Source organism: Actinomyces radicidentis, assembly GCF_001553565.1.
Classification (GTDB): domain Bacteria; phylum Actinomycetota; class Actinomycetes; order Actinomycetales; family Actinomycetaceae; genus Actinomyces; species Actinomyces radicidentis.
Window position 1 is genome coordinate 1,399,554 of record NZ_CP014228.1, and the last position, 13,217, is coordinate 1,412,770.

General features: G+C 75.8%; 10 protein-coding genes and 1 riboswitch. Of the genes, 6 read left to right on the forward strand and 4 right to left on the reverse strand.

Features of this window, described 5'->3' with window-relative positions:
* Positions 1-96: 96 nt before the first annotated feature.
* A riboswitch (SAM riboswitch) is annotated at positions 97-179 on the forward strand.
* Between the two features lie 9 nt (positions 180-188).
* Entirely contained in the window at positions 189-1,301 is a 1,113-nt protein-coding gene (locus tag AXF14_RS05835; protein WP_169798279.1) for a methylenetetrahydrofolate reductase, read from the forward strand.
* Positions 1,302-1,434: 133 nt separating this feature from the next.
* Positions 1,435-3,915, forward strand: coding sequence for a 5-methyltetrahydropteroyltriglutamate--homocysteine S-methyltransferase (gene metE / locus AXF14_RS05840; RefSeq protein WP_084355394.1), 2,481 nt, complete (start codon positions 1,435-1,437; stop codon positions 3,913-3,915).
* 119 nt (positions 3,916-4,034) lie between these two features.
* On the opposite strand, the gene AXF14_RS05845 is transcribed toward metE, so the two are convergent.
* Both AXF14_RS05845 and AXF14_RS05850 read right to left on the reverse strand, forming a co-directional pair.
* Positions 4,035-4,955 carry a copper homeostasis protein CutC gene (locus tag AXF14_RS05845; RefSeq protein ID WP_211260165.1) on the reverse strand — a complete coding sequence of 307 codons (921 nt, stop codon included), beginning with the start codon at positions 4,953-4,955 and terminating at the stop codon, positions 4,035-4,037.
* Between the two features lie 171 nt (positions 4,956-5,126).
* The gene (locus tag AXF14_RS05850; protein WP_067941614.1) at positions 5,127-5,420 is read right to left on the reverse strand and encodes a hypothetical protein; all 294 of its coding nucleotides are present in this window, start codon (positions 5,418-5,420) and stop codon (positions 5,127-5,129) included.
* 152 nt (positions 5,421-5,572) lie between these two features.
* On the opposite strand from AXF14_RS05850, the gene AXF14_RS05855 reads away from it, so the two are divergent.
* Together AXF14_RS05855 and AXF14_RS05860 are read left to right on the forward strand one after the other, a co-directional pair.
* A complete protein-coding gene (locus tag AXF14_RS05855) occupies positions 5,573-7,696 on the forward strand; it encodes an ATP-binding cassette domain-containing protein (protein WP_067941616.1) in 2,124 nt (707 codons plus the stop codon).
* The gene (locus AXF14_RS05860; RefSeq protein ID WP_236756063.1) at positions 7,693-9,525 is read left to right on the forward strand and encodes an amino acid ABC transporter ATP-binding/permease protein; all 1,833 of its coding nucleotides are present in this window, start codon (positions 7,693-7,695) and stop codon (positions 9,523-9,525) included. Before AXF14_RS05855 ends, AXF14_RS05860 begins: the two co-directional genes overlap by 4 nt.
* A gap of 38 nt (positions 9,526-9,563) precedes the next feature.
* On the opposite strand, the gene AXF14_RS05865 is transcribed toward AXF14_RS05860, so the two are convergent.
* Complete coding sequence (locus tag AXF14_RS05865; protein ID WP_067941618.1) at positions 9,564-10,481, reverse strand: cation diffusion facilitator family transporter; 918 nt, start codon at positions 10,479-10,481, stop codon at positions 9,564-9,566.
* A gap of 181 nt (positions 10,482-10,662) precedes the next feature.
* On the opposite strand from AXF14_RS05865, the gene AXF14_RS05870 reads away from it, so the two are divergent.
* Positions 10,663-11,493, forward strand: a complete 831-nt coding sequence (locus tag AXF14_RS05870; protein ID WP_236756071.1) for a trimeric intracellular cation channel family protein — start codon at positions 10,663-10,665, stop codon at positions 11,491-11,493.
* Positions 11,494-11,649: 156 nt separating this feature from the next.
* Here AXF14_RS05870 and AXF14_RS05875 read toward each other — a convergent pair whose 3' ends face one another.
* Entirely contained in the window at positions 11,650-11,991 is a 342-nt protein-coding gene (locus tag AXF14_RS05875) for a protoporphyrinogen oxidase (protein ID WP_067941620.1), read from the reverse strand.
* 273 nt (positions 11,992-12,264) lie between these two features.
* Here AXF14_RS05875 and AXF14_RS05880 point away from each other — a divergent pair, with 273 nt between their 5' ends.
* Positions 12,265-13,152, forward strand: a complete 888-nt coding sequence (locus AXF14_RS05880; protein WP_236756073.1) for a VIT1/CCC1 transporter family protein — start codon at positions 12,265-12,267, stop codon at positions 13,150-13,152.
* Positions 13,153-13,217 lie beyond the last annotated feature (65 nt).

Genomic DNA, 13,217 nt, shown 5'->3' on the forward strand with positions numbered 1-13,217 from the left:
CGATTGCGCTGCCAGCGTGAACCGCCCTTCCGATTGGTTTCTCGCGGTTCGGTCAGGTGCGTCGTGGTGTGAAGACAGGGGTTACGGTCGGCCCCGGTTCCATCCAGAGCGACCGAGAGACCTGGCTCGTCGACGTCGCAGCAACCCTGCGAGGGTGCTTCCGCCAGGATCGATGGAGTGACACCGTGATCCACCCTTCCACGCCCGAGGGCACTGCCCCCGGCGCCCCCTCTCCCGACCGCCCCAGCCTCTCGCTCGAGCTCTTCCCGCCCCGTCCCGGCCCCCACGCCTCCCAGACCTGGGGCGCGCTCGACCGGCTCCTCGCCACCGGGCCGGACTTCGCCTCCGTCACCTACCGGCCGACCTTCATCACGACCGTGGGCGGTGCCCCGCGCGCGGAGGCGCCCACCCGGCCCGCCGACGCGGACGAGCGCGCCCGCGCCGTCACCCGCGTCCACGTCAAGCGCGAGCACAACCCGTCCGAGGACGTCGTCGCCCACGTCCTGGCCACCTCCGACGTGCCCCTCATGGCCCACCTCACCTGCATCGGCTACCGGAAGGCCAACGTCGTCGAGATCGTCCGGATCTTCCTCGACATGGGCGTGCGCCGCTTCCTCGCCCTGCGCGGAGACCCGCCCCGCGGCGTCGACGCCGACGACGTCGTCGGCGAGCTGCGGCACGCGGACGAGCTCGTCGCCGTCATCCGCGAGGTCGAGGCGGAGTACTTCGGCGACGGCGAGCGCCACGTCCACGTCGCCGTGGCCGCCTACCCCGCCGCGATCGACCACGGGCGCGAGGTCGAGGTGCTCGCCGCCAAGCAGGCCGCCGGCGCCGACTCCGCCATCACCCAGGTCTTCTACGACGCCGAGGACTACCTCGCGCTCTCCCGCGCCGCCCGCTACTGCGGCGTCGCGCTGCCGATCCTGCCCGGCATCATCCCCCTGACGGACCTGCGCCGCCTCACCCGCCTCGAGGCCCTGTCCGGGGTCCCCGTCCCCGAGGAGCTGCGCGACGCGCTCGAGAGCGCGCACGGGGCGGGGACCGTCTCGACCGGCATCGACGCCACGCTCCGCCTGGCCACGGCGGTGCTCGAGGGCGGGGCCCCGGGAGTCCACCTCTACACCTTCAACCGCACCAGGCCCGCCCTCGACGTCATCTCCCAGCTCCGGCTCGGGCGGATCCTCGACGGAGCCGCCCCGGACACCCGCACTCAGAGCGAGGTCCGGCGCGCCTACCTCAACGCGACGCCGGGCTCGTCCCCGCTGCGCACCGGCCGAATGCCGGTGGCGACGCGGGCCTGAGGTCCGCGGGGCGCCCCCGCCCCCGGTCGGACCAGCCCGACGCCGCAGCCGCGCCGCCCCGGCGCGGCACCGCGCTCCCGCACCGTGCAGCGCGTCCCCGAGACCACCTTCCGCCCGTACCACGAGGAGACCCATGACCGCCCCCACCAGCACCACCTCGACCACCGACGCCGCCGCCCGCCCGGGCCTGCGCGCCGGCGGCCCCACCGACACCGTCCCCACCGCCCCGCTGCCCGACGCCACCATCCTCGGCTACCCGCGCATCGGGCCCGACCGCGAGCTCAAGCGGGCCGTCGAGGCCCACTGGCGCGGACGCCTGGACGAGGCGGGCCTGCGCCGGGCCGCCGCCGAGCTGCGGACCGCCACCCGCGCCCGCCTGCGCTCCCTCGGCCTCACCGGGGCCAGCGCGGTCCCTGCCGACTTCACCTACTACGACCAGGTCCTCCAGGTCACCACCGCCTTCGGCGCTTTGCCCGAGCGCTTCGCCGACCTGCGCGGCGGCGCCCTGTCGGCCGACGGGAGCTCCGGCGACTACCCCGGCACCTCGTTGGACGGCTACTTCACGGTCGCCCGCGGCCGCGGCGAGGACGCCGCCCTCGAGATGACCAAGTGGCTCGACTCGAACTACCACTACCTCGTTCCCGAGATCGATGAGCGCACCGTCCTCGACTACGTCCCCGGCTTCGGCGCCGTCGACCCCGCCGACGGCCCCGTCGCCCAGGTCCTCGAGGCCGCGCGCGCCGGTGAGCAGGTCCCGCGCCCCGTTGTCGTCGGGCCCGTCACCTACCTCCTGCTCGCCAAGCCCTCCGACGCCGCCGCCGACGGCTTCGCCCTCACCGACCGCCTTGCCGACCTGCTCGCCGCCTACGGGCACCTCCTCGCCGACCTCTGGGCCGCCGGCGCCGAGTGGGTCCAGTTCGACGAGCCAGCCCTCGTCTCCGACGCCTGGTCGCTGCCCCGCGAGGAGGTCCTCCGCCTCGTCCACGACGTCTACACCTGGGTCGCCGCCATCACGGAGCGCCCCCAGGTGCTCGTCGCCGGGAGCTACGGCTCGCTCGGCGACGCTCTGCCGGTCCTGGCTTCCACCGGTGTCGACGGCGTCGCCCTCGACCTCGTCGCCGGCGGCCTGCCGAGCGCCGAGGACCTGGCGGGCCTCGCCGGGCGCAGCGTCGTCGCCGGTGTCGTCTCCGGCCGCAACGTGTGGCGCACCGACCTCGACGCCGCCCTCACCGCCCTCGAGTCGCTGCGCGAGCGCCTCCCCGAGGACGCGCGCCTGAGCGTCGGCACCTCCACCTCCCTCCAGCACGTCCCGCACGACGTCGAGCGCGAGACGGACCTCGACCCGGCGATCCGCTCCTGGCTCGCCTTCGCCGACCAGAAGGTCGCCGAGGTCCAGGTCCTCGCCCGCGGCCTCGCCGAGGGCCGTGACGCCGTCGCCGAGGAGCTCGCCGAGGACGCCCGACTGCGCGCTGAGCGCGCCGCCCACCCCGGCGTCGCGCGCGCCGGGGTTCGCGACGCCGTCGCCGCCCTCACCGGCGCCGACCGCACGCGCGCCCCCTACGAGGAGCGCCGCGCCGCCCAGACCGAGCGGTTCCATCTGCCACTCCTGCCGACGACGACGATCGGCTCCTTCCCGCAGACGGCCGAGATCCGCCGGGACCGCGCCGCCCACCGCCGCGGCGAGCTCGATGACGCCGGCTACGAGCAGGCGATGCACGCCGAGATCGAGCGGGTCGTCCGGCTCCAGGAGGAGCTCGGGCTCGACGTCCTCGTCCACGGCGAGGCCGAGCGCAACGACATGGTCCAGTACTTCGCCGAGCTCCTCGACGGTTTCGTCACCACCCAGCACGGCTGGGTCCAGTCCTACGGCTCGCGCTGCACCCGGCCCTCGATCCTGTGGGGGGACGTCGCCCGCCCGGCCCCGATGACGGTCGCCTGGTCCCAGTACGCGCAGTCGCTCACCGACAAGCCCGTCAAGGGGATGCTCACCGGTCCGGTGACGATCATGGCGTGGTCCTTCGTGCGCGACGACGTCCCGCGCTCCCTCGTCGCCGACGAGCTCGGCCTCGCCCTGCGCGAGGAGGTCGCGGACCTCGAGTCCGCGGGCATCGGCATCATCCAGGTCGACGAGCCGGCCATCCGCGAGACCCTGCCACTGCGGCTGGCGGACCGCGAGTCCTACCTGACCTGGTCCGTCGGCTCCTTCCGGCTGGCGACCGGCGGCGCCGCTCCCGCCACCCAGGTCCACACGCACCTGTGCTACTCCGAGTTCGACGTGGTCATCGACGCCGTCGACCACCTCGACGCGGACGTCACCTCGATCGAGGCCTCGCGCTCGCGGATGGACATCCTGCCCGCCGTCGCGGAGCACGGCTTCGAGAGGCAGCTCGGGCCCGGCGTCTGGGACATCCACTCGCCGCGCGTGCCGTCGACCGACGAGTGCGCCGAGCTCCTCGAGCGCGCCGTCGCGGCCCTCGGCATCGAGCGCCTGTGGGCCAACCCGGACTGCGGGCTCAAGACCCGCGCCTACGAGGAGACCGTGGAGTCCCTGCGGCACCTCGTCGACGCCGCCCACCGCGTCCGCGCCGAGAACGACGCCCGGCACGAGGGCTGAGACCGGCGCCCGCGTGCGCTGACGCACGCGGACGGGACGAGCAGGACCTCCCCGGACGAGCACGACGCCGACGGCGCCGGAGTCGTCCGGGGAGGTCCGGTCGGCCAGGGGCGAGCCCCTCAGCCCTCCTCGGCGTGCAGCGGCAGGGAGCGCGCGAGGCCGACGACCTCGCGCACCATCGCCTCGTCGGTCCGCTGCGACTCGCCCGGCACGGAGTCCTTCCGGGAGCAGCGCAGGTGGATCTCGCGGACGCCGGAGCGCCGCACGACCTCTTCGGCGTTCTCGGGGCGCACCGTCCCGGAGGCGATGACGCGCGGGCCGCCTGTGGAGACCAGACCGCGGAGGACGTCGGCGCCCTCCAGGGCCGTGGGCGCGCCGCCGGACGTGAGGACGTACTCGACGCCGAGGCCGCCCAGGTCGCCGTAGGCCTCGACGAGGTCGCGGGTCTCGTCGATCGCCTTGTTGAAGGTCATGGGCGCGCCGTCGGCCTGGTCGATGAGGAGACGGAGCAGGCCGCGGTCGACGACGTGCTCCTCGGTGAGGACGCCGACGACGAAGCCGATCTCGACGGCGGGCGGCAGGCTGCCGCGGGCGCCGGCCGTGGGCTGCGGACGGGTGAACTCGCTCATCTCGCGGGCGAGGGCGGCGATGCGACGCACGTCCGCGACCATGGCGCGGCCCTCGTCGTTGTCGAAGACGAAGGAGCCGCCGCGGGGACGGATCATGACGCGCAGACCGAAGGGCGCGGCGCCGGGGGCCTCGAACCACCGGGGGCCGGCCACGGCGCGGTGCTCGGCGACCTCCTCCGCGGCGGCGAAGATCGCGGCCTCGACGGCGCCGGTCGACGGCGTCGTGCCGTGAGCGCCGAGGTTGTCGCAGAGCTCGGCGCGGTCGGCGCCGGCGCGCGCGGACAGGCGCACGCCCTCGACGTTCTCGACGCAGGTCTCGACGGCGACGTGGGGCAGGTCGTGCCAGGGGAGGGAGGAGTGGGGAGGGGTGGAGTGGCCGCGCAGGGAGGGCGCGGAGCCTGTGAGCCGCATCGCATTCATGGTGCGAGTCTCGCACGACCGGGGCGCCCGGGACGCCGCTTCACGACCCCGACCTGCGTTGACGCGCCCCTCCGGCGCAAGCGCGACCGGGGCCGGGACGCGACGGCGTCGTGGCCCCGGTGGAGGCGGTGCTCGGCCCGGCGGCGGACCGGGGCCGGTGGATCAGTCCTCGCGGCTCGTCGTGACGTCGACGCGCTCCTCGGCCGTGGTGCCGGTCGTGGTGACGACGGCGACGGGCTGCTGGACGAGGCCTGCGCCGTCGGCGGCGGCGACGAAGCAGCGGCCGCCGAGGAGGGCGCCCATGAGGACGAGGAGGGTCGTGGCGACGAGCGCGAGCGCGGCCAGGACGGAGGCGACGGCGCGCCGGGTCGCCGAGGACGACTCGGCCTCGAGCCCGGCGCGCAGGCCGGCGGTGCGGGCGAGGGTGCTGCTGAGGGTGGTGATCGTGGCGCTCATGTCTGCCTCCAGAACGGTGGGGTCGGGTGTCGTCCCCGACGTGTCTCCTAGGTAACTCTCGGCCTCTGGGCTCCTCGCAGGGTCGCGCTGTGGCGTTCCTGTGAGCGCTCCTGAGGGCGTGCGCGGGCGTCCGCTGGTGCAGGATGCGGGGTGTGACGACGTCCCAGCACTCCGCCCCCACCGCCGGCCGACCCTCGTCCACCGGACCCCGGTCGGGCGCGGCCTCACGGCCCCGTTCCGGCGCGGCCGCCGGACCGCTCGCGGGCCTGCGCGCCGGCCGGGTCCTCACCGGTCCGACGGCGGGGCGCGCGAACGCCGTCGCCCTCATGCTCCTGCTCCTCGCCTCGCTGGCCCAGGCCTGCTGCCTCATCGAGGTCGGTCGTGCCCTCGGCCTCCTCGTCGCCGGAGCGGGCGGCGCCGGCAGGATCGCCGTCGCGGCCTGGGGCAGTGCTGGCCCGGGCTTGCTCCTTCGCGCGCTGCTCGCCGCCGCGGTCTCCGCGCTCGCGGCCGGCGCCGCCGACGGCGTCTCCCGGCGCTCCGCAGCCCGCGAGGAGGGCGTCATCCGCGGCCGTGTCCTCGCCGCGCTCCTGCGGCTCGGTCCCCTGCGCTCCGACTCCGGACCGGGCGGACCGGGCGCCGTCCCGGGCGGCCCGGGCGCGGCGGCGACCACCCGCGCGGGCGCCGCCGTCGGGCTGCTCACCGACGGCGCCGAGCGCGTCTCCCGCTACCGGCAGACCTTCCTCGCCCCGACGGCGGCCGCTGCCCTCGCGCCGATCGCGGTCCTCGTCCTGGCTGCCGTCGCCGTCGACTGGCTGAGCGCCCTCGTCCTCGCCGCGGCCGTCGTCGTCGTGCCCTGGGCCGTGGTGCAGGTGCACCGACGGACCCGCTCCTCCTCCGGGGCCTCGCGGCGGCGCCGCGCCGTCCTCTCGGCCCGCTACCTCGAGGTCATCCAGGGCCTCGAGACGCTCGTCCTCGCCCGCGCCGGGGACCGTGCCGTCGCCGAGCTCGAGGAGGCCGGAGAGGAGAACCGGCGCGGCCTCATGCGCCTGCTCGCCGGTAACCAGCTCGTCATCCTCCTCACCGACGGCCTCGCCTCGCTCCTGCTCGTCGTGGGCGCCGCCGCCCTGTCCCTGGTCCGCGTCCGCTCGGGCGCGATCACGGCGGGCGACGCGATCGCCCTCGTCCTGGTCAGCGTCGTCCTCCTCGAGCCGCTCGACCGCGTCGGCTCCTTCTTCTACGTCGGCATGTCCGGCCGGGCGAACGAGCGGCTCATGACGGGGCTGCTGCGCCGCGCCGGTGACGGGACCGTCCCCGGGACGAGGACCGCGGAGCCCGACGGCGTCGCGGGCGCCGACGGGGCCGCGGACGTCGACGGCGGGATCGCGCCGACGGCTGGCTCGCCCGGCGCCAGGGTGCGCCTGTCGGCCGTGACGGCCCGCTGGCCCGAGGCACCGGTCCTCACCGCCCGCCACCCCGGCGGCCACCCGGGAGGGCGCCCTGCCGGTTACGGTGGTCCCGCCGGCCAGGGCGCCCCGACCGCCCCAGCCCACGGTCGCCCCGCCGTGCCCGCGGCCGGGTCCGGGGCCGGGTCCGGGGCCGGAACTGGGACCGGGACCGGCCGCCCGGCCGCCCACGGTCGTCCCGACGGCCGTCCCTCCGGCCGCGACGTCCTCACCGGCGTCGACCTCGACATCGAGCCCGGCGAGCACGTCGCCGTCGTCGGCCCCTCGGGCGCCGGCAAGTCCACCCTCCTCGCCCTCCTCGACGGCGAGCTGCTCCCGACCGTCGGCACGGTCGCCGTCGACGGGGTCACCGCCGCCCGCGGGGACGAGGCGGCCCGCGACGCCCTGCGCGCCCGCAGCGCCGTCGTCACCCAGAGCACCTGGCTCTTCACCGGGACCGTCGCCGACAACCTCCGCCTCGCCCGCCCCGACGCCACCGACGACGAGCTCTGGGCCGCCCTCGCCGCCGCCGGCCTCGACGACGAGGTCCGCGCCACGCCCGACGGCCTCGCCACCGCCGTCGGCGAGCGCGGCACCGCCCTGTCCGGCGGGCAGGCGCAGCGCGTCGCCCTCGCCCGCGCCTTCCTCGCCGACCGCCCGCTGCTCCTCCTCGACGAGCCCACGAGCCAGGTCGACCTCGCCAGCGAGGCCGTCATCGTCGAGGCCCTGGGCCGCCTCGGTGAGGGACGCACCGTCGTCACCGTCACCCACCGGCGGGCCGCCGCCGACGACGCCGACCGGGTCCTCACCGTCGAGGGAGGGAGACTGCGATGAGAGCCCACACCGCCTCCACCTCGCTCGGCTCCGGCCGCTCCGGTGCCGCGGCACCGACGATGTCCCACCCCGTCGGACGCGAGGCCCGACGAGGCCTCGTCCGCTGGCTCCTGCGCACGACCGCGCCGGTTCTCCCTCCGCTCGCCGCCTCGACCCTCCTGCGCGTGCTCGCCCAGCTCCTCGGCGTCGGCCTCGTCGCCCTCGCCGCCGACGCCGTCGCCCGCACCGCCCTCGCGGCCACCGGTGCGCCCGGCACCACCGCTCCCGGCGTCGCCGGAGTCCTGGCGCTCATGGTCCTGCTGGCCCTGCTCAAGGCGGCCGCCCGCTATGGCGAGCAGTTCCTCGGGCACCTCGTCGCCTTCAAGGCCCTCGAGCTCCTGCGCGTCCGACTCGTCTCCTCCCTCCTGCCGCGCGCCACCCGGCAGCGCCTCGGCTCCGGAGACCTCCTCGCCCGCGCCACGAAGGACGTGGACCGCGTCGAGACCTTCTTCGCCCACACCATCGCGCCGGTCATCGGCGCCGTCCTCGTCCCCGTCACGACCGTCCTCGTCATCGGCGCGACCGCGTCCTGGCCGGTCGCGCTCGCCGGCGCCGCCGTGCTCCTCGTGGCGATCGCCGTCGTGCCCCTCCTCGGTGCTGGTGCCGCCGCGCGCTCCGCCCGCGCCACGGCTGCTGAGCGCGCCGCCCTCACCGCCCACCTCACCGACACAGTCCAGGGGATGCGCGAGGTCCTCGGCTACGGCCTCGCCCCGCAGCGCCTCGCCGGCACCCGCGCCCTCGACGACGCCCTCCTGGCCGCCACCGCCCCCGCGGACCGGCTCGCCGTCGTCCGCCACGGCGCCGTCCAGCTCCTCGTCCTCGCCGCGCCCCTCGCCGGCCTCGCCGTCGGCGCCCCCGAGGCGGCTCGCGGGGAGCTCACCCTCCCGGCGCTGGCAGCCGCCGTCGCCGCCCTGTGGCGTCTCGGGGAGACTGTCCGCGGCGTCGAGGGCGTCGCCGGGACCCTCGCCACCGCCCTGGCCGCCGCCGAGCGCGTCAGGGAGGTCGTCGAGGTCCCCGTCGAGCTGCCCGACGGCGACGCCCCCGTCCCGCGTGCCGCCTCCCACGAGCTCGCCTGGGACGGCGTCGTCTATACCCACCCCGGCGCCTCCCGGCCCGCCCTGCGCGGCGTCACCGCCGTCGCCCGGGCCGGCGAGCGCACCTGCCTCGTCGGCGCCTCCGGCTCAGGCAAGACGACCCTCCTGCGCCTCGCCCTGCGCGCCGACGACCCCGACGACGGAACCATCGCCCTCGACGGCGCCGACCTGCGCCGCCTGCGCGCCGACGACCTGCGCCGCGAGCTCGTCCTCGTCCCCCAGGAGGCCCGCCTCTTCCACGGCAGCCTCGCCGAGAACCTCCGCCTCTCCGCGCCGGAGGCCACCGACGACGAGCTGGAGGAGGCGCTCGCCGTCGCCTGCGTCCTCGACGAGGTCCGTGCCATGCCCGGCGGGCTCCGCACCGTCGTCGGTGAGCGGGGCACCACCGTCTCCGGCGGCCAGCGCCAGCGGATCGCCCTCGCCCGGGCGCTGCTCGCCCGGCCCGCGCTCCTCGTCCTCGACGAGGTCGGTGCTCACCTCGACCCCGCCCTCGACGTCCGGGTCCACGCCTCGCTCGCCGAGTGGTCCGCGCGTACCGGTGCCGGGATCCTCGAGGTCACCCACCGCCTCACCGGCCTCGAGGAGGCCGACCACGTCATCGTCCTCGACGACGGCGCCGTCGTCGCCGACGGGGCCCCCGCCGAGCTCGTCGCTGACCCTGACGGACCGCTCGCCCGCCTCTCCGCCCGCGCCTGAGCCGAGGCCGCCGAGCCTCCGGACGGTGCTGGGCGGGCTCAGATGTCGTCGATGTCCTCGTAGGACAGCGGGTCCTCGATGGGCTCGAGGTGCGCGGAGACGTACAGCGCGGGGTCCACGGCCACGAGGGCGTCGATGACCTCCTCGGTGAGGTCGTGCCCCTTCTTCACGGTCCACTCGCCCGGGACGAGGACGTCGAGGTGGGCGAAGCGGCGGTTGCCGGCCTCGCGCACGCGCACCGCGTGGAAGTCGATCCGCCCGTCCTGCCGGTAGGAGTCGAGGACCCCGTCGATGCGTGCCAGGGCCTCGTCGCTCGGGGCGACGTCCATGAGCCCGCCGATGGAGTCCTTGATGAGCCTGTAGCCGGTCCACATGATGTTGACGCCCGCGAGGAGCGCGACGACGGCGTCGAGGACGGGGGAGTGGAAGACGGCGACGAGGCCGACGCCGACGAGCACCGCCGCGGAGGTGACGACGTCGGTCGCCAGGTGCTTCGCGTCCGCGATGAGGGTCTTGGAATTCTCCTCGACGCCCTTGCGGTGCAGGACCCAGGCGACGGCTCCGTTGATGACCGAGGCGCCCACGGAGATGAGGAGGCCGACGCTGAGCGACTCGGGCATGACCGGGCTGATGATGCGGCCGATCGCCGAGTACACGATGAAGGCGGCTGCCACGAAGATCATGACGCCCTCGAAGACCGCGGAGAAGTACTCGGCCTTGGAGTGGCCGAACTGGTGGTCGTCGTCGGCCGGGCGGATCGAGATCTTGAGGACGATGAGGGCGATGATCGCCGCGACGAGGCTGACGAGGGACTCGGCGGCGTCGGAGAGCAGGCCGACGGAGCCCGTGAGCCACGCGGCGTAGGACTTGAGCGCGATGGTGGCCAGGGCGGCGGCGATGGAGAGCCAGGCGTAGCGGCTCAGGTCCTTGGGCGGGGCGTAACGGAGCGATGACACGACCGGCAGTCTCGTCCCGCCCGGTGAACGGGGCGAACCCAGGTTTCGGCGGGCCGTAAGTCCTGCCGCGCCCGTCGGTACGCGACGGCTGCACGGCGGCGCCGACGGCTCTGCCCGACAGCCCGGTGGCCCCTCCGCCGGCGGGTCGGCCGTTCGACGCTCCCCCGCTAGGGTGGTCGGCGTGCTGACCGGCCTCCCCCTCGAGCTCGCCGTCCCCGACGCGCTGCCCGACACCTTCCGCGCCCTCGACCTGTCCGGGGTGCTGCTCAACGGGATCCTCGGCGGCCTCATCGCGCGCCGCAAGAACTTCGACCTCGTCGGCTTCGTCGTCCTCGCGATCCTCACCGCCACCGCCGGCGGCATCCTGCGCGACGTCATGATCCAGGCGGGCCCGCCCTTCGCCCTCACCGACCCGTACTACCTCTACACGGCCTGCGTCGGCGCGGTCATCGCCTGGTTCGCGCCCTTCCGCACGACCTTCGCCCGGCGCTTCCTCGTCGTCGCCGACGCCGTCGTGCTCGGCACCTGGGCCGCCACCGGCGCCTCGAAGGCCCTCACCAACGGCCTCGGCGTCATGCCGGCGCTCCTGCTCGGCTGCCTCACGGCGGTGGGAGGCTCCATGATCCGCGACGTCTCCGTGGGGGAGACCCCCGCCGTCTACGGAGGCAACAAGCTCTACGCCGTGCCCGCCCTGTGCTCGGCCCTCACCGAGGTCCTCCTCGTGCGCGGGGGCCTGCCGGACGCCTACGCGATGCTCGTCGCGACCGTCGTCGGCGCCGGCACCTGCCTCCTGGCCTACTGGCGCGAGTGGCGGCTGCCCGTCGCCGAGGACTGGGAGCGCCGCCGCGCCGAGTGGGTCGCCGCCGGCCGCGTGCTGGGCGCTCGTCGCGGTCGTCCGGCCACCGACGTCGAGCGGGTCGGCTGGCGCCGCGCCCTCATGACGAGGCCGCGAAGGACCACCCGCCGACCCGCGCGCCGTCGCCGCAAGCCGCTGGACCCCGCCGACCTCTGAGCCGTGCCGGCGGGGTGGGCCGGGCGTCGGCGCCGGTCGCCGTCGCCGGTCGCCCCAGGGCGGCGCCTCGGGGCGGTCCCTCAGGACGACGAAGGGGCGCGGCCCCGTGGGACCGCGCCCCGCGCGTCAGGATCCTCGGGTCCCGAGCTGCGAGCCTCAGTCCTCGACGGGGCGGACCTCGGCGTCGTCGACGGTCACGGGCTCGTAGCTCGGCGTCTTGACGTTGCGGGTCGGGCCGTCGGCCTTGCTGCGCGAGGAGGAGCCGGAGAAGACGCGCTCCTTGACGGCCTCGACGACGCGGTCCGTGAGGACCTCGCCCTGCTCCTTGGCGAAGGCGGTGGCGCGGGCGGAGGCGGTGTCGACGGTCTCGCGGACGCGCGGCTGCTCGGCGATCTTCGTGGCGGTGGCCTTGATGCGCTCGTACTGGGCGCGGCCGGCGCGGGTGCCGAGGACGTAGCCGGCGCCGAGGCCGAGGACGAAGGGGATCTTGCTGGCCATGAGGGCCTCCTGCGGGTCGAGTGTTCGGTCACGATCCGGTCCGGGGTGCGGGATCGTCGACGCCCCGCGGGCCGGTGCCCGGGGCTCGCCGTGGGATCAGGATCGTGCGCTGCGTTTCAGCATAGGGCTCTGACCTGCGGTGTCGTCGCTCGAATCGGGGTCATTGCGCCGTCGGCGGAGGCGGTGAGGGGCGGTCGGCTCAGGCAAGGGGCCCTTCCTTAGGTAAGACTTCCTTTGCTATACAGCGGAATTGATTGGATCTACTGTGGCGGCATGAACGCCACCGAGACGCCCCGAGCGGGCCGCACGCCGCGCCGCCTCACCGTCCCCGAGCACGTCGGCACCGAGCTGCCCCAGCAGCCGACGTCCCGGGTCGTCCCGCCGTGCCCCACGGCCGTCTCGCTCGCCCCCGCCCCCGAGCCGCTGACCGCGCCCGCCGGGACGAGCGCCGACGACACCCCCTCCGACGCCCGCGAGGCCGCCTCCTCGCTCGCCTCCCGCCTCAACTGGCTGCGCGCCGGGGTCCTCGGCGCCAATGACGGCATCGTCTCCGTGGCCGGCGTCGTCATCGGCGTCGCCGCCGCCAGCCCGAACGGCAACGGCGCGGTCCTCACGGCCGGCGTCGCCGCCGTCGTCGCGGGCGCCCTGTCCATGGCGGCCGGCGAGTACGTCTCGGTGTCCACCCAGTCCGACACGGAGAAGGCCATGGTCGCCCGCCAGCGCGCCGAGCTCGCGGACGACCCCGAGGCCGGGATCGAGGAGCTCGCCTCCCACTACCGCGCCAAGGGCCTCACCGCGGCCACGGCGCTCACGGTGGCCCGCGAGCTCACCGCGCACGACGCCGTCGGTGCCCACCTCGAGGCCGAGCTCGGCCTGCGCGAGGACGACTACACGAACCCATGGCACGCCGCCGGGTCGAGCGCCGTCGCCTTCACGCTCGGCTCGCTCCTGCCGATGCTCGCCATCATGCTGCTTCCGCTCCCGGTGCGGATCCCGCTCACCTTCGTCGCGGTCCTCCTCGGCCTCGCACTCACGGGCGGCGTCTCCGCCCGCCTCGGCGACGCCCCCGTCCGCCCCGCGATCGTGCGCAACGTCGTCGGCGGCGCGCTCGCGATGGCCGTCACCTGGGGCATCGGGCACCTCGTCGGCACCGCCGTCTGACGACGCCCCGCACGCACCGGCGCCGCCGGCCGGGCCCGTCCGGGGGCCGGCCGGCGGCGCCGTCG